Here is a 22,605-nt window from a genome sequence, read left to right as displayed (position 1 = left end):
GCGGAGCGGATTTGCCTCGCGGCGATCCGTTCCCGTACTCTCCAGAAGAAGCCAAAGACCGCTGGTCGTTGCCGTGCACTTGCAAGAGGGTGCGGTGGCCGAAGGATCCGCTGAACTGCGGACGACCCGCGCAGGTGACAGTGGAAGAGTTCCCGGAATTCGCGGCCGCGAGGATGCGAAACAACCGGTTGAACCCAGCCCCGTGCGCCTGCGCCCGGGGCGTTTCGTTTTCCCCAGTCCTCCTTCGGGTCCGCGCGGTCCGAATCACCCGGAAGGAGGCCGAGGCTCTATGGCGAGGCCCGACAAGGCTGCCGCGGTTGCCGAGCTGACGGACCAGTTCCGCAACTCGAGCGCCGCCGTGCTGACCGAGTACCGCGGTCTCACCGTGGCGCAGCTCAAGCAGCTGCGCCGTTCGCTCGGTGAGAACGCCCAGTACGCCGTGGTGAAGAACACGCTGACCAAGATTGCGGCCAACGAGGCCGGGATCACGACGCTGGACGACCTGTTCAACGGTCCGACGGCAGTCGCCTTCGTCACCGGTGACCCGGTGGAGTCGGCGAAGGGTCTTCGTGACTTCGCCAAGGACAACCCGAATCTCGTCATCAAGGGCGGTGTCCTTGACGGTAAGGCGCTGTCCGCCGACGAGATCAAGAAGCTCGCGGACCTCGAGTCCCGCGAGGTTCTGCTCTCCAAGCTGGCGGGTGCCTTCAAGGGCAAGCAGTCCCAGACTGCTCAGCTCTTCCAGGCGCTTCCGTCGAAGCTCGTCCGCACCGTGGACGCGCTTCGCGCCAAGCAGGACGAGCAGGGCGGTGCCGAGTAATTCGGCTCGCTTTCCGGCCCTCGCCGACATGAGGCAAGGGTCATAGCGGGCCCGACGTACGCCCGCCTCACCCAGTACACCCGGCACCTGCCGATTTAGTGGAAGGACCGCCATCATGGCGAAGCTCACCCAGGACGAGCTGCTGGCCCAGTTCGAGGGCATGACGCTCATCGAGCTCTCCGAGTTCGTGAAGGCCTTCGAGGAGAAGTTCGACGTCACCGCCGCCGCCGCGGTCGCCGTGGCCGGTCCGGCCGGCCCGGCCGCCGCCGTCGAGGCCGAGGCCGAGCAGGACGAGTTCGACGTCATCCTCACCGGCGCCGGCGACAAGAAGATCCAGGTCATCAAGGTCGTGCGCGAGCTGACCTCCCTCGGCCTGAAGGAGGCCAAGGACCTGGTCGACGGCGCGCCGAAGGCCGTCGTCGAGAAGGTCGCCAAGGAAGCCGCGGAGAAGGCCAAGGAGGCCCTCGAGGGCGCCGGTGCCTCCGTCGAGGTCAAGTAGGACCTTCCGGGTCCGACAGGACCTCCGCGGTCCGGCAGCGCCGGATCCGCACCGCGTCCAGCAGGGCGTGTAACGCGTAAGCGCCGAGGAGCGATCATCCATCCGGGTGGTCGCTCTTCGGTGTCTCCGGGCCCGGCGGCGGCTTCCTCGAACCCGGGACGGCGGGGGGTAGGGTGATCTTCGTTGCGGCCCCGCGCGGGCCGCGAGGGGTCGCCCGTCGGAAGGCGGTTCGGGCAAGGGGGCCTTGACGAACCGCACGTGGCGCGCAATTCTCAGGACGCGTCGTCACAAGGATCCGAATCCGAGGCATGGATCGGCGCCGAAGAGGGCAGTATCACGGTGCGTTGAGGGCAGGACCGTGTCGCACAGTCACAACAGTCGGTCGCAGGAGTTGAGAGCAACGAGGGCCTTCGAGGGTCTCGAGAACCCGCACTGGACATCAGTGTGCCAAGTGGCTACACTGTCCCTTTGCGCTGCCTGTTAGCTGTCCCCTGCCCGTCACCAGGGGCGTGCCCTCACTTGAGCATTGACGATCAGATCTCTCCGACCTGGCCTTTTCCGCCGGGAAGTGAAGTATCTGCCGTTGTGTCCCGTGAGGGGCCGGTACGCGCGTAGTGAGTCCGAGCCCTCGGAAGGACCCCCTCTTGGCCGCCTCGCGCAATGCCTCGACCTCGAATACGAACAACGCTGCCAGCACCGCCCCGCTGCGCATCTCCTTTGCAAAGATCAGGGAGCCCCTCGAGGTTCCGAACCTTCTCGCGCTGCAAACCGAGAGCTTCGACTGGCTGCTCGGCAACGAGGCCTGGAAGGCTCGCGTCGAGGCCGCTCTGGAGAACGGTCAGGACGTCCCCACCAAGTCCGGCCTGGAGGAGATCTTCGAGGAGATCTCCCCGATCGAGGACTTCTCCGGGTCGATGTCGCTGACCTTCCGCGACCACCGCTTCGAGCCCCCGAAGAACAGCATCGACGAGTGCAAGGACCGCGACTTCACGTACGCGGCGCCGCTCTTCGTCACCGCCGAGTTCACCAATAACGAGACCGGCGAGATCAAGTCCCAGACGGTCTTCATGGGCGACTTCCCGCTCATGACGAACAAGGGCACCTTCGTCATCAACGGCACCGAGCGTGTCGTGGTGTCGCAGCTGGTCCGTTCGCCGGGTGTCTACTTCGACTCCAGCATCGACAAGACGTCCGACAAGGACATCTTCTCCGCCAAGATCATCCCCTCCCGGGGTGCCTGGCTGGAGATGGAGATCGACAAGCGCGACATGGTCGGCGTCCGCGTCGACCGCAAGCGCAAGCAGTCCGTCACCGTCCTGCTCAAGGCGCTCGGCTGGACCACCGAGCAGATCCTCGAGGAGTTCGGCGAGTACGAGTCCATGCGCGCCACCCTGGAGAAGGACCACACCCAGGGCCAGGACGACGCGCTGCTCGACATCTACCGCAAGCTGCGTCCGGGCGAGCCCCCCACCCGTGAGGCCGCGCAGACGCTGCTCGAGAACCTCTACTTCAACCCGAAGCGCTACGACCTCGCCAAGGTCGGCCGTTACAAGGTCAACAAGAAGCTGGGTGCCGACGCGCCGCTCGACGCCGGCGTGCTGACCGTCGAGGACGTCATCTCGACGATCAAGTACCTGGTGAAGCTGCACGCCGGCGAGGTGGAGACCGTCGGTGACAGCGGTCAGAACATCGTCGTCGAGACGGACGACATCGACCACTTCGGCAACCGCCGCCTGCGCAGCGTCGGCGAGCTCATCCAGAACCAGGTCCGTACGGGTCTGGCCCGGATGGAGCGCGTCGTGCGCGAGCGCATGACGACGCAGGACGTCGAGGCGATCACGCCGCAGACCCTGATCAACATCCGGCCGGTCGTCGCCTCCATCAAGGAGTTCTTCGGCACCAGCCAGCTGTCCCAGTTCATGGACCAGAACAACCCGCTGTCCGGGCTGACGCACAAGCGTCGTCTGTCCGCGCTCGGCCCGGGTGGTCTCTCCCGTGAGCGGGCCGGCTTCGAGGTCCGTGACGTGCACCCCTCGCACTACGGCCGCATGTGCCCGATCGAGACCCCTGAAGGCCCGAACATCGGTCTGATCGGCTCGCTCGCCTCCTACGGCCGGGTCAACGCGTTCGGCTTCGTCGAGACCCCGTACCGCAAGGTGATCGACGGCCAGGTCACCGACGACGTCGACTACCTGACCGCCGACGAGGAGGACCGCTTCGTCATCGCCCAGGCCAACGCGCCGCTGAACGACGACCTGCGGTTCGCCGAGGCCCGCGTGCTGGTCCGCCGCAAGGGCGGCGAGGTCGACTACGTCAGCCCCGACGAGGTCGACTACATGGACGTCTCGCCGCGCCAGATGGTGTCGGTCGCGACCGCCATGATCCCCTTCCTCGAGCACGACGACGCCAACCGTGCCCTCATGGGCGCGAACATGATGCGTCAGGCCGTGCCGCTGATCCGCTCCGAGTCCCCGCTCGTCGGCACCGGCATGGAGTACCGCTCCGCCGCCGACGCCGGTGACGTGGTCAAGGCCGAGAAGGCGGGTGTGGTCCAGGAGGTCTCCGCGGACTACATCACCACGACCAACGACGACGGCACGTACATCACGTACCGCCTGGCCAAGTTCGCCCGCTCCAACCAGGGCACCTCGGTCAACCAGAAGGTCATCGTCAACGAGGGCGACCGTGTCATCGAGGGCCAGATCCTCGCCGACGGTCCGGCCACCGAGAACGGCGAGATGGCGCTCGGCAAGAACCTGCTGGTCGCGTTCATGCCGTGGGAGGGTCACAACTACGAGGACGCGATCATCCTGTCGCAGCGCCTCGTCCAGGACGACGTCCTCTCCTCGATCCACATCGAGGAGCACGAGGTCGACGCCCGTGACACCAAGCTCGGCCCCGAGGAGATCACCCGGGACATCCCGAACGTCTCCGAGGAGGTCCTCGCCGACCTCGACGAGCGCGGCATCATCCGCATCGGTGCCGAGGTCGTCGCCGGTGACATCCTCGTCGGCAAGGTCACGCCCAAGGGCGAGACCGAGCTGACCCCGGAGGAGCGCCTGCTGCGCGCGATCTTCGGTGAGAAGGCCCGTGAGGTCCGTGACACCTCGCTGAAGGTGCCGCACGGCGAGATCGGCAAGATCATCGGCGTGCGCGTCTTCGACCGCGAGGAGGGCGACGAGCTTCCCCCCGGTGTGAACCAGCTGGTGCGCGTCTACGTCGCGCAGAAGCGCAAGATCACCGACGGTGACAAGCTCGCCGGCCGGCACGGCAACAAGGGCGTCATCTCGAAGATCCTGCCGATCGAGGACATGCCGTTCCTGGAGGACGGCACCCCGGTCGACATCATCCTCAACCCCCTCGGTGTCCCGTCCCGGATGAACCCGGGACAGGTCCTGGAGATCCACCTCGGCTGGCTCGCCAGCCGCGGCTGGGACGTCTCCGGCCTCGCCGAGGAATGGGCGCAGCGCCTGCAGGTCATCGGTGCCGACAAGGTCGAGCCCGGCACCAACGTCGCCACCCCCGTCTTCGACGGTGCGCGCGAGGACGAGCTGGCCGGCCTGCTGCAGCACACCATCCCGAACCGGGACGGCGAGCGCATGGTGCTCCCGACCGGCAAGGCGAGGCTGTTCGACGGCCGCTCCGGCGAGCCGTTCCCGGAGCCGATCTCGGTCGGCTACATGTACATCCTCAAGCTGCACCACCTGGTCGACGACAAGCTGCACGCCCGCTCGACCGGCCCGTACTCGATGATCACCCAGCAGCCGCTGGGTGGTAAGGCCCAGTTCGGTGGCCAGCGCTTCGGTGAGATGGAGGTGTGGGCGCTGGAGGCGTACGGCGCCGCATACGCCCTCCAGGAACTGCTGACCATCAAGTCCGACGACGTCACCGGCCGCGTGAAGGTCTACGAGGCCATCGTCAAGGGCGAGAACATTCCCGAGCCCGGCATCCCCGAGTCCTTCAAGGTGCTCATCAAGGAGATGCAGTCCCTGTGCCTCAACGTGGAGGTGCTGTCCTCGGACGGCATGTCCATCGAGATGCGCGACACCGACGAGGACGTCTTCCGCGCTGCGGAGGAGCTTGGCATCGACCTGTCCCGGCGCGAGCCGAGCAGCGTCGAAGAGGTCTGACGGGAGTTTTGGCCAGGAGGTTCGGTGATGAAGATCCCTGAGCCTCCGGCCGGCCCCAGGACCCCCGTATCAGACCCCATGACTTACAACCCTGAGAGGGATTGACGCATAGTGCTCGACGTCAACTTCTTCGATGAGCTCCGGATCGGCCTGGCCACCGCTGACGACATCCGTCAGTGGAGCCACGGTGAGGTCAAGAAGCCCGAGACCATCAACTACCGCACCCTCAAGCCCGAGAAGGACGGACTCTTCTGCGAGAAGATCTTCGGTCCGACCCGGGACTGGGAGTGCTACTGCGGCAAGTACAAGCGTGTCCGCTTCAAGGGCATCATCTGTGAGCGCTGTGGCGTCGAGGTCACGCGCGCCAAGGTGCGCCGTGAGCGGATGGGCCACATCGAACTCGCCGCCCCCGTCACGCACATCTGGTACTTCAAGGGCGTTCCGTCGCGCCTCGGATACCTGCTCGACCTCGCCCCGAAGGACCTGGAGAAGGTCATCTACTTCGCGGCGTACATGATCACGTTCGTCGACGAGGAGCGCCGCACCCGCGACCTGCCCTCGCTGGAGGCGCACGTCTCCGTCGAGCGTCAGCAGGTGGAGAACCGTCGCGACGCCGACCTGGAGGCCCGGGCCAAGAAGCTCGAGACCGACCTGGCCGAGCTCGAGGCCGAGGGTGCCAAGGCCGATGTGCGCCGCAAGGTGCGCGAGGGTGCCGAGCGTGAGATGAAGCAGCTGCGCGACCGTGCGCAGCGCGAGATCGACCGCCTCGACGAGGTGTGGAACCGGTTCAAGAACCTCAAGGTCCAGGACCTGGAGGGCGACGAACTGCTCTACCGCGAGCTGCGTGACCGCTTCGGCACGTACTTCGACGGTTCGATGGGTGCCGCGGCGCTGCAGAAGCGCCTGGAGTCCTTCGACCTCGAGGAGGAGGCCGAGCGTCTCCGCGAGATCATCCGTACCGGCAAGGGCCAGAAGAAGACCCGTGCGCTCAAGCGCCTCAAGGTCGTCTCCGCGTTCCTGCAGACCAGCAACAGCCCCAAGGGCATGGTGCTGGACTGCGTGCCGGTCATCCCGCCGGACCTGCGTCCGATGGTGCAGCTGGACGGTGGCCGCTTCGCGACCTCCGACCTGAACGACCTGTACCGCCGTGTCATCAACCGCAACAACCGCCTGAAGCGGCTTCTCGACCTCGGCGCGCCCGAGATCATCGTGAACAACGAGAAGCGCATGCTCCAGGAGGCCGTCGACGCGCTCTTCGACAACGGCCGCCGCGGCCGCCCGGTGACGGGCCCCGGCAACCGTCCGCTGAAGTCGCTGTCCGACATGCTCAAGGGCAAGCAGGGCCGCTTCCGTCAGAACCTCCTCGGCAAGCGCGTGGACTACTCGGCGCGTTCCGTGATCGTCGTCGGTCCGCAGCTGAAGCTGCACCAGTGCGGTCTGCCGAAGGCGATGGCGCTGGAGCTGTTCAAGCCGTTCGTGATGAAGCGCCTGGTCGACCTGAACCACGCGCAGAACATCAAGAGCGCCAAGCGCATGGTCGAGCGCGGCCGCACGGTCGTGTACGACGTCCTGGAAGAGGTCATCGCGGAGCACCCGGTTCTGCTGAACCGTGCGCCCACGCTGCACCGCCTCGGCATCCAGGCCTTCGAGCCGCAGCTGGTCGAGGGCAAGGCCATCCAGATCCACCCGCTCGTGTGCACCGCGTTCAACGCGGACTTCGACGGTGACCAGATGGCCGTCCACCTGCCGCTGTCCGCGGAGGCGCAGGCCGAGGCCCGCATCCTGATGCTGTCCTCGAACAACATCCTCAAGCCCGCCGACGGCCGTCCGGTGACGATGCCGACCCAGGACATGGTCCTCGGTCTGTTCTTCCTCACCACCGACGGCGAGATGCGCGAGCTCAAGGGCGAGGAGCGTTCCTTCGCCTCGGTCGCCGAGGCGATCATGGCCTTCGACGCGGGTGAGCTGTCGCTCCAGTCGCGGATCGACGTCCGCTTCCCGGTCGGCACCATCCCGCCGCGTGGCTGGATGCCGCCGGCGCGCGAGGAGGGCGACGACGACGCCGGGGAGAGGGCGTGGCAGCAGGGTGACAGCTTCCGGCTGAACACCACGCTGGGCCGTGCGCTCTTCAACGAGCTGCTGCCCGAGGACTACCCGTTCGTCGACTACGAGGTCGGCAAGAAGCAGCTCTCCGAGATCGTCAACGACCTCGCCGAGCGCTACCCGAAGGTCATCGTGGCGGCGACGCTCGACAACCTGAAGGCGGCAGGCTTCCACTGGGCGACCCGTTCCGGTGTGACCGTGGCCATCTCCGACGTCGTCGTTCCCGAGGCGAAGAAGGAGATCGTCAAGGGCTACGAGGCGCAGGACGAGAAGGTCCAGAAGCAGTACGAGCGCGGTCTGATCACCAAGGACGAGCGCACGCAGGAGCTCATCGCGATCTGGACCAAGGCGACCAACGAGGTCGCCGAGGCGATGAACGACAACTTCCCGAAGACCAACCCGATCTTCATGATGGTGAACTCGGGTGCACGAGGCAACATGATGCAGATGCGTCAGATCGCCGGTATGCGTGGTCTGGTGTCGAACGCGAAGAACGAGACGATCCCGCGGCCCATCAAGGCCTCGTTCCGTGAGGGTCTGTCCGTGCTGGAGTACTTCATCTCCACGCACGGTGCCCGTAAGGGTCTGGCGGACACCGCTCTGCGGACCGCCGACTCGGGTTACCTCACCCGTCGTCTGGTCGACGTCTCCCAGGACGTCATCATCCGCGAGGAGGACTGCGGTACCGAGCGCGGTCTGAAGCTGCGGATCGCCAAGCGCGAGGCCGACGGCACCCTGCAGAAGACGGACGACGTCGAGACCAGCGTCTACGCCCGCATGCTCGCCGAGGACGTCGTCATCGACGGCAAGGTGATCGCGCCGGCCAACGTGGACCTCGGTGACGTGCTCATCGACCAGCTGGTGCACCACGGCGTCGAGGAGGTCAAGACCCGTTCGATCCTGACCTGCGAGTCCGCCGTCGGCACCTGCGCCATGTGCTACGGCCGTTCGCTGGCCACCGGCAAGCTGGTCGACATCGGTGAGGCGGTCGGCATCATCGCCGCCCAGTCCATCGGTGAGCCCGGCACCCAGCTGACGATGCGTACCTTCCACACCGGTGGTGTGGCCGGTGACGACATCACGCAGGGTCTGCCGCGTGTCGTCGAGCTCTTCGAGGCCCGTACCCCGAAGGGTGTCGCCCCGATCTCCGAGGCCGCCGGCCGCATCCGGATCGAGGAGACCGAGAAGACGAAGAAGATCGTCGTCACCCCGGACGACGGCAGCGACGAGACGGCGTTCCCGATCTCGAAGCGTGCCCGTCTGATGGTCGGCGAGGGCGATCACGTCGAGGTGGGCCAGAAGCTCACCGTGGGTGCCACCAACCCGCACGACGTGCTGCGCATCCTGGGTCAGCGGGCCGTCCAGGTCCACCTGGTCGGCGAGGTCCAGAAGGTCTACAACTCGCAGGGTGTGTCGATCCACGACAAGCACATCGAGATCATCATCCGGCAGATGCTCCGCCGTGTGACGATCATCGAGTCCGGCGACGCCGAGCTGCTGCCCGGCGAGCTGGTCGAGCGGTCGAAGTTCGAGACCGAGAACCGTCGTGTGGTGCAGGAGGGCGGTCACCCCGCTTCCGGCCGTCCGCAGCTGATGGGTATCACCAAGGCCTCGCTGGCGACCGAGTCGTGGCTGTCGGCGGCGTCCTTCCAGGAGACGACCAGGGTCCTCACGGACGCGGCGATCAACGCCAAGTCCGACTCCCTGATCGGCCTCAAGGAGAACGTCATCATCGGTAAGCTCATCCCGGCCGGTACGGGCCTGTCCCGCTACCGCAACATCCGGGTCGAGCCGACCGAGGAGGCCAAGGCCGCGATGTACTCGGCCGTCGGCTACGACGACATCGACTACTCGCCGTTCGGCACGGGCTCCGGGCAGGCCGTGCCGCTGGAGGACTACGACTACGGTCCGTACAACCAGTAAGCGGGTCGCTCGACGTACCGCAGGGCGGTCACCTCCGTTTCGTACGGGGTGACCGCCCTGCGGCGTTCTCGTGACCTGTACCGGTTTCGTGACGCGCGGTGGTGCCGGATGGCATCGCGGGGGCGCATCATGGATGACACGTGCAGTTGGGGGAGGTACCTGGTGTCGCAGTCGCCGTATCCGTCGTGGCAGCCCTGGCAGGGGCGAGGTGTTCCGCAGCCGTGGGGCGGGCCGGGTGGGCCGGTCGGACCGCCGCAGGGCGGGCCGCCGATGCTGGCCTCGCACGCCGACCGGGAGCGCACCGTGGACGTGCTGCGGGCCGGGTACGCCGAGGGGCGGCTGGACCAGCCGGAGCTCGAGCGGCGGGTGGCGCGGGCCTACCAGGCGCGTACGGTGGCGGATCTGACGTTGCTGGTGGCCGACCTGCCGCAGGGCCCCGCACCGCAGACCGCCGTGATGCAGCACGCCGCTGCGGCCATGCCGCCGGCGACGTTCCTCGCCCGGCCGCCGAAGACCAACGAGAAGGCGGTCGGGGCCATGGTGTGCGGGGTGCTGTGCCTGGCGACGGGTGGCCTGACCGGCATCCCGGCCGTGATCCTCGGGCACGTGGCCCGTACGGAGATCCGGCGGACGGGGGAAAGCGGCGACGGGTACGCGATGACCGGGCTGGTGCTCGGCTGGCTGTCCACGGCCGGCTGGGCCCTGCTGATCATGCTGATGGTTCTGTTCAGCGCGTCCGGCTGACGTCAGGCTGCGTCCGGTCGACGTCCGGCCGGCCGGTGTCCGGAAGGACCGGAGAGCGCCCATTCGAAGATCATTAACGGTGCCCCGGCTTCACTCGCTCCGCGCGGCGGCGGGGTGAGGGCCCATGTGTTTTGACCGCAGCCAATGCTATAGGTACGCTCAGACCTTGTGCCTGGGGTGTGCCCTGGCCTTCGTGCGTGCCATCACCCGCCTCGGAGGCTGTGAACGGCCACCGTGATCATGCGTTTCCTCCTGCCAGGCGGCGGGAGTCCGCGAGATTCGACACACCCGACCGCGTGGGTCGGTGATGTTCCAGGTTAGCTTCACCATTCGGCACACAGAAACCGGAGAAGTAGTGCCTACGATCCAGCAGCTGGTCCGGAAGGGCCGGCAGGACAAGGTCGAGAAGAACAAGACGCCCGCGCTCGAGGGTTCGCCCCAGCGTCGCGGCGTCTGCACGCGTGTGTTCACGACCACCCCGAAGAAGCCGAACTCGGCCCTGCGTAAGGTCGCGCGTGTGCGTCTGACCAGTGGGATCGAAGTCACCGCTTACATTCCGGGTGAGGGACACAACCTGCAGGAGCACTCCATCGTGCTCGTGCGCGGCGGCCGTGTGAAGGACCTGCCGGGTGTTCGCTACAAGATCATCCGTGGTTCGCTCGACACCCAGGGTGTCAAGAACCGCAAGCAGGCCCGCAGCCGCTACGGCGCCAAGAAGGAGAAGTAAGAATGCCTCGTAAGGGCCCCGCCCCGAAGCGCCCGGTCATCATCGACCCGGTCTACGGTTCTCCTCTTGTCACGTCGCTCATCAACAAGGTGCTGCTGAACGGCAAGCGCTCCACCGCCGAGCGCATCGTCTACGGCGCCATGGAGGGCCTTCGCGAGAAGACGGGCAACGACCCGGTCATCACGCTGAAGCGCGCTCTCGAGAACATCAAGCCGACCCTCGAGGTCAAGTCCCGCCGCGTCGGTGGCGCCACCTACCAGGTGCCGATCGAGGTCAAGCCCGGCCGTGCCAACACCCTGGCGCTGCGCTGGCTGGTGGGTTACTCCCGCGCCCGTCGCGAGAAGACCATGACCGAGCGTCTGCTCAACGAGCTCCTCGACGCCAGCAACGGCCTCGGTGCCGCGGTGAAGAAGCGCGAGGACACGCACAAGATGGCCGAGTCCAACAAGGCCTTCGCGCACTACCGCTGGTAGTCGCTACCCACATCGAGACCGAGAGAAGACTGAAGCCTTATGGCTACCACTTCACTTGACCTGGCCAGGGTCCGCAACATCGGGATCATGGCCCACATCGACGCGGGCAAGACGACCACCACCGAGCGGATCCTGTTCTACACCGGCGTCTCGTACAAGATCGGTGAGGTCCACGACGGCGCCGCCACGATGGACTGGATGGAGCAGGAGCAGGAGCGTGGCATCACGATCACGTCTGCTGCGACCACCTGTCACTGGCCGCTCGAGGACGACGACTACACGATCAACATCATCGACACCCCGGGGCACGTCGACTTCACCGTCGAGGTGGAGCGTTCCCTGCGTGTGCTCGACGGTGCCGTGACCGTGTTCGACGGTGTCGCCGGTGTCGAGCCGCAGTCCGAGACGGTGTGGCGTCAGGCCGACCGTTACGGTGTGCCGCGTATCTGCTTCGTCAACAAGCTCGACCGTACCGGCGCGGAGTTCCACCGCTGCGTCGACATGATCAAGGACCGCCTGGGCGCGCAGCCGCTGGTCATGCAGCTGCCGATCGGTGCCGAGGCCGACTTCAAGGGCGTCGTGGACCTGGTCCGCATGAAGGCGCTCGTGTGGTCCGCCGACGCGGCCAAGGGCGAGATGTACGAGACCCTCGACATCCCGGCCACGCACACCGAGGCCGCCGAGGAGTGGCGCGGCAAGCTGGTCGAGGCCGTCGCGGAGAACGACGAAGAGATCATGGAGCTGTACCTGGAGGGCCAGGAGCCCACCGAGGAGCAGCTGTACGCCGCGATCCGTCGCATCACCATCGCGTCCGGCAAGTCCAACGACACCACGGTCACCCCGGTGTTCTGCGGCACCGCGTTCAAGAACAAGGGCGTTCAGCCCCTGCTCGACGCGGTCGTGCGCTACCTCCCGACCCCGCTCGACGTCGAGGCCATCGAAGGCCACGACGTCAAGGACCCCGAGGTCGTGGTCAGGCGCAAGCCCTCCGAGGACGAGCCGCTCGCGGCCCTCGCGTTCAAGATCATGAGCGACCCGCACCTCGGCAAGCTCACCTTCGTCCGGGTCTACTCGGGCCGCCTGGAGTCCGGCACCGCCGTGCTGAACTCCGTCAAGGGCAAGAAGGAGCGCATCGGCAAGATCTACCGCATGCACGCGAACAAGCGTGAGGAGATCGCGTCGGTGGGCGCCGGTGACATCGTCGCCGTCATGGGCCTGAAGCAGACCACCACCGGTGAGACGCTGTCCGACGACAAGAGCCCGGTGATCCTGGAGTCCATGGACTTCCCGGCGCCGGTCATCCAGGTCGCCATCGAGCCCAAGTCGAAGGGCGACCAGGAGAAGCTGGGCGTCGCGATCCAGCGCCTGGCCGAGGAGGACCCGTCCTTCCAGGTCCACTCGGACGAGGAGACGGGCCAGACCATCATCGGTGGTATGGGCGAGCTGCACCTCGAGGTGCTGGTCGACCGTATGCGCCGTGAGTTCAAGGTCGAGGCCAACGTCGGTAAGCCGCAGGTCGCCTACCGTGAGACGATCCGCAAGGCCGTCGAGCGCGTGGACTACACCCACAAGAAGCAGACCGGTGGTACCGGTCAGTTCGCCAAGGTGCAGATCGCGATCGAGCCCATCGAGGGCGGCGACGCCTCGTACGAGTTCGTGAACAAGGTGACCGGTGGCCGCATCCCGAAGGAGTACATCCCTTCGGTGGACGCCGGTGCGCAGGAGGCCATGCAGTTCGGTATCCTCGCCGGCTACGAGATGACGGGCGTTCGCGTCACGCTCATCGACGGTGGCTACCACGAGGTGGACTCCTCCGAGCTCGCCTTCAAGATCGCCGGTTCGCAGGCGTTCAAGGAGGCCGCGCGCAAGGCTTCGCCCGTGCTCCTCGAACCGATGATGGCCGTCGAGGTCACCACGCCCGAGGACTACATGGGTGAGGTCATCGGCGACATCAACTCCCGCCGTGGCCAGATCCAGGCCATGGAGGAGCGGGCCGGTGCGCGCGTCGTGAAGGGCCTCGTGCCCCTTTCGGAGATGTTCGGCTACGTCGGGGACCTCCGCAGCAAGACGTCGGGTCGCGCGAGCTACTCGATGCAGTTCGACTCCTACGCCGAGGTTCCCCGGAACGTCGCCGAGGAGATCATCGCGAAGGCCAAGGGCGAGTAACGGACACCGTTCGCACGCTTTAGGCTTGACCCCGGAGCCTGCTTGGGGCATTCCGCCGGAACCCGGCGGAATGCCCCCGGCCCCGGGCTTTCCAGCAAAGATCACCTGGCGCCGATGAGTAAGGCGTACAGAACCACTCCACAGGAGGACCCCAGTGGCGAAGGCGAAGTTCGAGCGGACTAAGCCGCACGTCAACATCGGCACCATCGGTCACATCGACCACGGTAAGACGACCCTCACGGCCGCCATTACCAAGGTGCTGCATGACGCGTACCCGGACCTGAACGAGGCCTCGGCCTTCGACCAGATCGACAAGGCTCCCGAGGAGCGCCAGCGCGGTATCACCATCTCCATCGCGCACGTCGAGTACCAGACCGAGACGCGGCACTACGCCCACGTCGACTGCCCCGGTCACGCGGACTACATCAAGAACATGATCACGGGTGCGGCGCAGATGGACGGCGCCATCCTCGTGGTCGCCGCCACCGACGGCCCGATGCCGCAGACCAAGGAGCACGTGCTCCTGGCCCGCCAGGTCGGCGTGCCGTACATCGTCGTCGCGCTGAACAAGGCCGACATGGTGGACGACGAGGAGATCCTGGAGCTCGTCGAGCTCGAGGTCCGCGAGCTGCTCTCCGAGTACGAGTTCCCGGGCGACGACCTGCCGGTCGTCAAGGTCTCGGCGCTCAAGGCCCTTGAGGGCGACAAGGAGTGGGGTCAGACCGTCCTCGACCTGATGAAGGCCGTCGACGAGAACATCCCGCAGCCCGAGCGCGACGTCGACAAGCCGTTCCTGATGCCGATCGAGGACGTCTTCACGATCACCGGTCGTGGCACCGTCGTCACCGGTCGTATCGAGCGCGGCATCCTCAAGGTCAACGAGACCGTTGACATCGTGGGCATCAAGCAGGACAAGACCACCACCACGGTCACCGGCATCGAGATGTTCCGCAAGCTGCTCGACGAGGGTCAGGCCGGTGAGAACGTCGGTCTGCTGCTCCGCGGCATCAAGCGCGAGGACGTCGAGCGCGGCCAGGTCATCATCAAGCCCGGTTCGGTCACCCCGCACACCGAGTTCGAGGCCCAGGCCTACATCCTGTCGAAGGACGAGGGTGGCCGTCACACCCCCTTCTTCAACAACTACCGCCCGCAGTTCTACTTCCGTACGACGGACGTGACCGGCGTCGTGACCCTCCCCGAGGGTACCGAGATGGTCATGCCGGGTGACAACACCGAGATGAAGGTGGAGCTCATCCAGCCCATCGCCATGGAAGAGGGCCTGAAGTTCGCCATCCGTGAGGGTGGCCGGACCGTGGGCGCCGGCCAGGTCACCAAGATCAACAAGTAAGCTCCGGCTGCTTGCCGATCCGACCTGGTAGCTCCACCGCGAGCACCTGAGAGGGCCCGCACGACTTCGGTCGTGCGGGCCCTTTCGTGTTGTCGGTGGCCGGTGGTGTCAACCTCGACGTCCTGCCTGTCACTCGATCGCAGGAAAGGTTGGCATATGCGCGCCATGGAGCGGGATGCGGTCCTAGTTTCGGACCATGGTCAGCTCGTCCCATGAGGCCCTGCACCGGATCTTCCAGGAAGACCCGGGTCTCTTCGCCCGTGCCGTCAGAGGGCTCGGCGTTTCCTTTCCGCCGCCTGTTTCCGCCTCCCCGCTTCCCACCGACCTCACGGAGAACCGTCCGGTGGAGCGGCGGGTGGACACACTGCTGAGGATGGACACCGAGGACGGCGAGTTCGTCCTGGCGGTCGAGTCCCAGGGCAAACGGGACCCCGGCAAGCCCGCGAGCTGGGCGTACTACCTCTCCCACCTGTACGCCAAGTACGGCATTCCCCCGGTCCTCCTCGTCGTCTGCGCGGACCGGTCCACCGCGGCCTGGGCGGCCCGGCAGGTCGACATCGGCCCGCCGCAGTGGCCCTCGCTCACCCTGCGCCCCCTGGTGCTGGGGCCGGACAGCCTGCCGGTGATCGCCAGCCCCGACGAGGCCGCCCGCGACATTCCGCTCACGGTCCTGTCGGCGGCTCTGCACCGCCGGGATCCGGATGCCGATGCCATACTGAACGCGCTGGCGAAGGCACTGAAGGGCTTGTCGGCCGACGACGAGGACACCGCGGGCACCTTCATCGAACTCACCGAACAAGGCCTCGGCAAGACGCCGGCCGCGGATCTCTGGAGGCACCTGATGGCTGTCGACCTCTCCTTCTTCCAGTCGGAGACTGCTCAGAAGCTCCGGGCGGAGGGCCGCGACGAGGGCCGGATCGAGGGCCGGGTGGAGGACATCCTGCGGCTGCTTCAGGGCCGGGGCGTCGAGGTGTCGCAGGAGGACCGGGAGCGTGTCATCGGCTGCCGCGACCTGGACACCCTGGATGTCTGGTTCACCCGGGCGATCACGGCCGCGTCGGCGGCGGAGGTCTTCGCGGGCGGGGTGGACTGAACCGGCTCAGTGGGGCGGTGCCATGCCCCGAAGGCGTCGCCGTCGCTGCCCGCCGCGAAGCCGGGGCCGGTTTCGGAGGAGTACGTCCGCTGGTCCGGTTCCGGTGATTTCGACGAGTACCTCATCATGTGCGTGCCCGGCGTCGAGAACAGCAACACGGAGTCGGTGGCCCGCCTCGCCCACGAGCACCACGGGGCGCGTCTTCTGGCCCGGATCGCCCTGGGGCGAGACCGCGCATGCCGTTGTTTCCCGAGCCGGGTGGGTGGCTGCGCCGGGGTTTCGCCACGGGCGGTGACGGGCTGCACCGGGTCACGTCCGACGGTGATCCCGACCACTGGACCATCGCCGGACGCCCAGGCCGCGGCTCGGGCCTCGCGTACTTCGGCGGGACCTTCACCGGGTTCCTGTACGCCTTCGTCCGGGAAGCCATGGAGATGCCCTTCACCCCCGAGAGGTCGAGGGCGATGTGCCGGTCCCCTGAGAACCCGGTACCGGGGATCGGCGGGCGGGCGGCGCCGGTGAGTGCCTGGAGGCCGTGGTGCAGGGGGAGCTGGAAGCGTGCGGCAACGGCCTGCGGACGCGGGCGGCCACCGCGTTCACGGTGCGGCAGGAATGACCGCGTCGGGCCGGCGGATCCGGAAGGCGTCCGTCACCGCCTCGGGCCCACCGTGGCGTACAGCAGGGTGCCCGTCGTGAGAAGGACCGAAGCGGTCCAGGTGGCCGCCGTCGTACCGGCGGGGAAGATCAGCCACCCGCTCACCTGCCCCGCGATGCCGGCCTGGGGAGGGGCGAAGAGGGTGAACGCGAGCCAGCCGGTCGGCAGGGTCCACGCGTACTGTGCCCCGCACACCGTCGCCCCGAGCGCGGCCAGGCCGGTCAGGCCCGCGCCGTCCCGGACGAGGAAGCCGACGGGGGCGAGCTCCGGACCCCACGTGTGGACCGCCGACAGCAGCACACCGACGACGGTGCCGATCAGCAGTACGTGCACGGCCCGGCGGGGCGCCCACCGGATTGCGGCCGTCCGCTCCAGCGCGGCATCCTGCCCACCGAGCCCGACCGAGGCGGCCGCCACCCCCATGCAGAGGAGCAGGGCCGGGATCCGCGGGTCCACCGGCCCCTTCCCGCCCTCGTCGATGAAGGTCCACGCCGCCGACGCGGTGAGCGCGATCGCGGTGGCCGACGCGGGTACCCGACGCGAGCGCGCGTACAGCAGCAGCCATCTCATCGGGACGTCTGCCCTCCCAGTACCTCGAGCTGGTCGTACGCGCAGGAGAGGGAAGCGGCGTGCGCCTCGGCGATGCGCGAGCGCTGCTCGGCCGACGGCGCCGACATCAACTTCTGCCAGGTGACTTCGGCTTCCTCCCAGCCCTTTCGCGAATACTCTTCGTGGGCCGGTTTCTCCAGCGGCTTGAGGGCGCGGTCACCGAGGGCCCAGCTTGCGGCGATGCTCTGCGTGAGCACTCCGTGCAGATCCCCGCTCTCCCGGTCGCTGCGCGCGTTGCAGTTCGGTGCCAGCCCCTGGGCGAGCAGGAAGCGGGTGAGTCCCTCGCCCTCCGCGCGGGCGATCAGCGGATCGTCGAAGTCGACGAGTACCGCGTCGTCGGAGAGTTCGCGGTACTCGATGAGCGCACGCAGCGCGGTCTCCTCCCGCACCGAGTCCGGCGCCCGGTCGCCCAGGGCGTCGTGCAGCAGGCGCAGCGCCTCCTTGCCGTGCGGGGCGAGTGCGGGCAGGCGCGACCGGTGTGCCTCCGTGACGCACACCGGGCCGTCGCAGACCAGGGCCGCGGCGGTCCGGTCGACGACATAGGTGGTGCGGGGATCGGCCGGGAGGACGAGCAGGGCCAGGACCGCGCCCGCCAGGACGGGCGCCAGGGCGAGCAGGCGGGCCCGCGCGGTGGTGGTCGTCAGGAGTGCGAAGCCGGTGGCGAGCAGGCCGAGCAGCCAGAGTGTCTGGCCGAGGTGGACGGAGCCGGAGAGAGTGAGCAGCATCTCCCGCGGCTCCGCGACCGCGGGGGACAGCAGGGAGAGCCGGTTCGGTGCGAGTCCCGTCGGCCGTTCTCCGTCCGCGTGCTGTTGCAGGAGGACGGTCGCCAGCAGGAAGAGCACCACCAGTGCCGGCGGGGTGAGTACGGAGGGCAGGGCCCGCGCGACGCCCATGCCGAACAGGGCTCCCGCGACCAGGGCCAACGCCGCAACCAGTGAGATCGGCAGCCATCCGAGGTGGGTGTAGGTGGTGGGGCCGAGGGCCACCTGGACCGCGCCCCACAGAACGAGGAGGCCGAAGCCCGACACCAGCGCGATCGCTGTCGCGCCCGCCGGCAGCGCCGCACGGCGCCAGGCCGGCCGCGGCACGGTCGTCAGCAGTTCGGTCATCCGCGAACGGGAGTCGCGCAGCCCCTGCACCGCGCCGAGCCCCACGGCGAGGGGCCACAGATAGGCCAGCAGCATGCGGGTCAGCAGTGCCATCGACGTCCACTGCGACGTCCACCGCCCGGTGCCCCGCCACCAGAGACCGTCGATCAGGTGGACGAACGCCAGTGCGCCTCCCAGGACGACGACGCCGGCCCACGGGGCGAGGGAGCGCTTCAGTTCGATGCGCAGCACGCGCCTGTTCACCAGGTCCGCCTTTCGTGCTCGGGGGTGCGCAGCAGCGCCGAGTAGCCGCGTTCCAGAGGGCTGTCGCCGGGGTGCTCGGGGCCGCCCGCCGCGGCCAGGTCGTCCGGGGTGCCCTGGAAGACGAGACGGCCGTGGGCGAAGAGCACCACGTCGGAGCAGGCGGCCGCGACGTCCTCGACGAGGTGGGTGGAGACGACCACGCAGGTGTCGCGGCCCAGTTCCTGCAGCAGTTCGCGAAAGCGCATCCGCTGCGTCGGGTCCAGGCCGGCCGTCGGCTCGTCCAGCAGCAGCACCGTGGGGTCGTTGACGACGGCCTGGGCGATGCCGGCCCGCCGCACCATGCCTCCGGACAGGGCTTTCATCCGCTGGTCGGCGCGGTCGGCCAGGCCCACCCGTTCCACGGCCCGCTGGACGGCCGCGGGGATGTCCGTCTTCGGTACCTCTTTCAGCCAGGCCATGTACTCGACGAACTCGCGCACCGTGAAACGCTTGTAGTAGCCGAACTCCTGCGGCAGATAGCCGATCCGGCGGCGCAGGGCGCGGTGGGCGCCCACCCCGCTCACGGGGGTGCCGAGCAGTTCCAGTTCACCCGAGGCGGGGCGCAGCACGGTGGCCAGGGCCCGGATCAGGGTGGTCTTTCCCGCCCCGTTGGGTCCGAGGAGGCCGTGGGTGCCGATGCCCAGCGAGAGATCGAGCCCGTCGACGGCCATCGTCCTCCGTCCGGCCCGGACCTTCAGGCCGGTGGCCCGGATCTCCCAGGCGTAGGTCTTCGGGGTGATGTCGGCCGCGCTCGTTGCGGGCGTCATGTGATGCTCCTTTCCTGTGGTCAACGAGGGTTCCGCGAAACGGAGTACGCGCTTCTGCGGGCGATCACGACGCCGAGGCCGAGTACCAGGAGCAGCCCCCACGTGGGCAGCCGGTCCGGCTGCAGGAGGACGGGAACGCGGCCGGTGGCCCACGCGGGTGCGACGACGACGCCCCAGACGGCCATCAGCGCGGCGGCGGCGCGGGTCACGTCGATGACACTGCCGAGCGCGAGGGCCGTGGAGGTGAAGGCCAGGGAAGGCAGCAACCACTGCGCGGCTGTCATCGCTCCCGTCAGCCGTCCCGCCGCCAGCAGCACGGGCAGGACCACGACGAGTACCGACACCGTGCGGCGCAGCAGCAGGTACAGCCCTGCCCTCGGGGTGGAGACCGTCAGTTCGTGTGCCGGATCCAGAGCGCGCGACCAGGACGCGGCGACGCCGGCCAGTGGCAGTACGGGCGCCAGCAGCAGCAACGACACTTCCCCGAAGTCCGGGGCGGCGACGTCCAGCAACAGCGCCATCAGCGTGAGGCCGACGGTCATGGCCAGCCACGGGGCCATGGCCGGTGTCATCCAGGACGACCACCGCACCCGGCGCCACCGGCGCGGTGGCATCGCGGCGACGGTGTCCAGCCGGGGTTCCAGAGCGGACCGTACGGTCTCGAGGAGGGAGGTGATCGCGGGCGCCTCGGTGGAGACGGCGGCCCCCAGCCGCTCGCGGCAGTGTCCGCACACTTCCAGGTGTGCCTCCAGGGCCCACACCTCGTCGGCGGCGATGCCGGCGTCGCCGCGTGCGTAATGGCGGATGAGCCGCGCCGAGGCGTGTTCCACACTCATGTCAGTGCCTCCCGCATCGCGATCCGGGCCCGGCGGGCCCGGGTCTTGACCGTGCCTTCGGGCAGGTTGAGCAGGACGGCGGTCTCGCGGACGGACAGTCCGTCGAGAACCATCGCCCGCAGCACCTCTTGGAGTTCCGGTGCCAGACGCCGTAACGCGTCACCGACGTCACCGCCGACGCTCGCGGCGAGCGCCTCCTCCTCCGCGGCGGGCACCGCCGCCGGCCCGGCGGCGGCGACCGGCGGTTCGGCGTGGTGCGCCCGGCGCCGGAAGGCGTCGATGAGGCGGCGCGCCGCGATCGTCCACAGCCATCCGACGGCCGTGCCTCCGGCCGCGCTGCCGGCGAACGCGCCGGCCGCGCGCCACACCGCCAGATACGTCTCCTGCAGGACCTCGGCGACGACCTGCTCGTCCGCGCATCGCCGGCGCAGCCGCACCGCCAGCCACGGCGACGTGCGCCGGTACAACTCCTCGAACGCCCCGCGGTCGCCTCTGGCCACCAGCCGGAGGAGCCGTTCCTCGTCCAGCTCGTGCAGTGCTCTCCTGCGTGATCTCACGTCTGCCAGACGCCGCAGTCGTCACACGGGTTCTCCGAAACGTGTGACGCAGGACACGCTTCCGGGCGGGGAGTCGTCTACGGCCGGGGACCGGAGGTGAACCCCGGGGGAGCCCGAACGGAGCGCCGACGCATATCGGGGCATTGGGGTTATTCTTTGCGTCCCGGTCTCACATGGTGGCGTAAGGACCGTGGGCCGCTGGTCACCGTGTTTACGTAAGCGTCACACTGAAGTGTCCCGCGCGCGGCAACGGCGCCGAGCGCCACTCCTCACCGAACCGGATCAGACCGGACGTACCGGCTGCCGGGTCTCCGGTGGCAGCCGTGCCAGAAAGGGCTCCCGTGACGACGCGACCCGCCAACACCTCGCTCGACCACCTCCGCGCCGAACTCGTGCGCCGGAATCCGGCCGAACCCGAGTTCCACCAGGCCGCACGCGAGGTGCTGGACAGCCTCGGGCCGGCGCTCGCGGCGCGTTCCGAGTACCGGGACCCGGGGCTCGTCGAGCGGCTGATCGAGCCGGAGCGGCAGATCATCTTCCGGGTGCCGTGGCAGGACGACCAGGGCCGGGTGCATGTCAACCGGGGCTTCCGGATCGAATACAACAGCGCCCTCGGTCCGTACAAGGGCGGCCTGCGCTTCCACCCCTCCGTGAACCTGGGAATCATCAAGTTCCTCGGCTTCGAGCAGGTCTTCAAGAACGCGCTGACCGGGCTCGGTATCGGCGGCGGCAAGGGCGGCAGCGACTTCGACCCGCAGGGCCGCAGCGACACGGAGGTCATGCGCTTCTGCCAGTCCTTCATGACGGAGCTGTACCGGCACATCGGCGAGTACACCGACGTACCGGCGGGCGACATCGGCGTCGGCGCGCGCGAGATCGGCTACCTGTTCGGCCAGTACCGGCGGATCACCAACCGCTGGGAGGGCGGCGTCCTGACCGGCAAGCGCGCCGGCTGGGGCGGCTCGCTGATCCGGCCGGAGGCGACCGGGTACGGCAACGTGCTGTTCGCCGAGGCGATGCTGCGCGAGCGCGGCGAGGACCTCGAGGGCCAGACCGCGGTCGTCTCCGGCTCCGGAAACGTCGCGATCTACACCATCCAGAAGCTGATCGCCCTCGGCGCCAACCCGGTGACCTGCTCCGACTCCAGCGGCTACGTCGTCGACGAGAAGGGCATCGACCTGGAGCTGCTCTGCCAGATCAAGGAGGTCGAGCGCGGCCGGGTGAGCACGTACGCCGAGCGGCGCGGCTCCTCCGCGCGGTTCGTGCCCGGCGGGCGGGTCTGGGAGGTCCCGGCCGACATCGCCCTGCCGTCGGCCACGCAGAACGAGCTGAACGAGGACTCGGCCGCCGTGCTCGTCCGCAACGGCGTGAAGGCCGTCTCGGAGGGCGCGAACATGCCCACGACACCGGAGGCGGTCCAGCTCCTCCAGCGGGCCGGAGTCGCCTTCGGGCCCGGCAAGGCGGCGAACGCGGGCGGGGTCGCGGTCAGCGCGCTGGAGATGACGCAGAACGCGTCGCGTACGACGTGGAAGGCCGACCAGGTCGAGAACGAGCTGGCCCGCATCATGACCGACATCCACCGCACCTGCGCCGAGACCGCCGAGCGCTACGGCGCCCCCGGCGACTACGTCACGGGTGCGAACATCGCCGGCTTCGAGCGGGTCGCGGACGCGATTCTGGCGCAGGGCGTCATCTGACGGTGCCGGTGCCGGTCCGGGCGGGGAAGGGCCTGAGCCCCTACCCCCCCCGACCCGGGGACAGACC

16 protein-coding genes are annotated in these 22,605 nt (G+C 68.2%); 11 read left to right on the top strand and 5 right to left on the bottom strand.

Going from position 1 to position 22,605, the window contains the following annotated elements; translation table 11 throughout:
- The first annotated feature begins 289 nt into the window (after positions 1-289).
- The 10 genes from rplJ (at position 290) to ACFWVE_RS03490 (ending at position 16,026) form a co-directional block, all read left to right on the top strand.
- On the top strand, positions 290-820 hold the full coding sequence (gene rplJ, locus ACFWVE_RS03535) for a 50S ribosomal protein L10 (protein WP_384007815.1): 531 nt from the start codon (positions 290-292) through the stop codon (positions 818-820).
- 115 nt (positions 821-935) lie between these two features.
- Positions 936-1,319 (top strand): 50S ribosomal protein L7/L12, encoded by a 384-nt coding sequence (gene rplL, locus ACFWVE_RS03530; protein ID WP_384007813.1) that lies wholly within the window; start codon positions 936-938, stop codon positions 1,317-1,319.
- 644 nt (positions 1,320-1,963) lie between these two features.
- Positions 1,964-5,449, top strand: a complete 3,486-nt coding sequence (rpoB, locus tag ACFWVE_RS03525) for a DNA-directed RNA polymerase subunit beta (RefSeq protein WP_384007811.1) — start codon at positions 1,964-1,966, stop codon at positions 5,447-5,449.
- Positions 5,450-5,560: 111 nt separating this feature from the next.
- Positions 5,561-9,475, top strand: a complete 3,915-nt coding sequence (locus tag ACFWVE_RS03520) for a DNA-directed RNA polymerase subunit beta' (protein ID WP_384007809.1) — start codon at positions 5,561-5,563, stop codon at positions 9,473-9,475.
- 162 nt (positions 9,476-9,637) lie between these two features.
- On the top strand, positions 9,638-10,219 hold the full coding sequence (locus tag ACFWVE_RS03515) for a DUF1707 and DUF4190 domain-containing protein (RefSeq protein ID WP_384007807.1): 582 nt from the start codon (positions 9,638-9,640) through the stop codon (positions 10,217-10,219).
- Positions 10,220-10,574: 355 nt separating this feature from the next.
- On the top strand, positions 10,575-10,946 hold the full coding sequence (gene rpsL, locus ACFWVE_RS03510) for a 30S ribosomal protein S12 (protein WP_003948652.1): 372 nt from the start codon (positions 10,575-10,577) through the stop codon (positions 10,944-10,946).
- Positions 10,947-10,948: 2 nt separating this feature from the next.
- The gene (rpsG, locus tag ACFWVE_RS03505) at positions 10,949-11,419 is read left to right on the top strand and encodes a 30S ribosomal protein S7 (protein ID WP_003974303.1); all 471 of its coding nucleotides are present in this window, start codon (positions 10,949-10,951) and stop codon (positions 11,417-11,419) included.
- A gap of 39 nt (positions 11,420-11,458) precedes the next feature.
- Positions 11,459-13,585: an elongation factor G gene (gene fusA / locus ACFWVE_RS03500; protein ID WP_384007805.1), complete on the top strand. Its 2,127-nt coding sequence runs from the start codon at positions 11,459-11,461 to the stop codon at positions 13,583-13,585.
- A 154-nt stretch (positions 13,586-13,739) separates the two neighbouring features.
- On the top strand, positions 13,740-14,933 hold the full coding sequence (tuf, locus tag ACFWVE_RS03495) for an elongation factor Tu (RefSeq protein WP_384007803.1): 1,194 nt from the start codon (positions 13,740-13,742) through the stop codon (positions 14,931-14,933).
- Positions 14,934-15,129: 196 nt separating this feature from the next.
- Positions 15,130-16,026, top strand: coding sequence for a hypothetical protein (locus ACFWVE_RS03490; protein ID WP_384007801.1), 897 nt, complete (start codon positions 15,130-15,132; stop codon positions 16,024-16,026).
- 649 nt (positions 16,027-16,675) lie between these two features.
- Here the strand turns inward: ACFWVE_RS03490 and ACFWVE_RS03485 are convergent.
- Genes ACFWVE_RS03485 through ACFWVE_RS03465 form a run of 5 tightly spaced genes read right to left on the bottom strand, consistent with a single transcriptional unit; the run spans position 16,676 to position 20,841 of the window.
- Positions 16,676-17,251, bottom strand: coding sequence for a hypothetical protein (locus tag ACFWVE_RS03485; RefSeq protein WP_384007799.1), 576 nt, complete (start codon positions 17,249-17,251; stop codon positions 16,676-16,678).
- Positions 17,248-18,642 (bottom strand): hypothetical protein, encoded by a 1,395-nt coding sequence (locus tag ACFWVE_RS03480; RefSeq protein WP_384007797.1) that lies wholly within the window; start codon positions 18,640-18,642, stop codon positions 17,248-17,250. Before ACFWVE_RS03480 ends, ACFWVE_RS03485 begins: the two co-directional genes overlap by 4 nt.
- Positions 18,639-19,448 (bottom strand): ABC transporter ATP-binding protein, encoded by an 810-nt coding sequence (locus ACFWVE_RS03475; RefSeq protein ID WP_384007796.1) that lies wholly within the window; start codon positions 19,446-19,448, stop codon positions 18,639-18,641. Before ACFWVE_RS03475 ends, ACFWVE_RS03480 begins: the two co-directional genes overlap by 4 nt.
- A 20-nt stretch (positions 19,449-19,468) precedes the next feature.
- Positions 19,469-20,284 (bottom strand): zf-HC2 domain-containing protein, encoded by an 816-nt coding sequence (locus ACFWVE_RS03470; RefSeq protein ID WP_384007794.1) that lies wholly within the window; start codon positions 20,282-20,284, stop codon positions 19,469-19,471.
- Entirely contained in the window at positions 20,281-20,841 is a 561-nt protein-coding gene (locus tag ACFWVE_RS03465; protein ID WP_384007792.1) for an RNA polymerase sigma factor, read from the bottom strand. The genes ACFWVE_RS03470 and ACFWVE_RS03465 overlap by 4 nt, the downstream gene beginning before the upstream one ends.
- Positions 20,842-21,182: 341 nt before the next feature.
- On the opposite strand from ACFWVE_RS03465, the gene gdhA reads away from it, so the two are divergent.
- Positions 21,183-22,538: an NADP-specific glutamate dehydrogenase gene (gene gdhA / locus ACFWVE_RS03460; protein WP_384007790.1), complete on the top strand. Its 1,356-nt coding sequence runs from the start codon at positions 21,183-21,185 to the stop codon at positions 22,536-22,538.
- Positions 22,539-22,605 lie beyond the last annotated feature (67 nt).

The sequence above is a fragment of the Streptomyces sp. NPDC058632 genome, assembly GCF_042717095.1.
Classification (GTDB): Bacteria; Actinomycetota; Actinomycetes; order Streptomycetales; family Streptomycetaceae; genus Streptomyces.
This window is presented reverse-complemented; position numbering and strand designations above follow the sequence as displayed.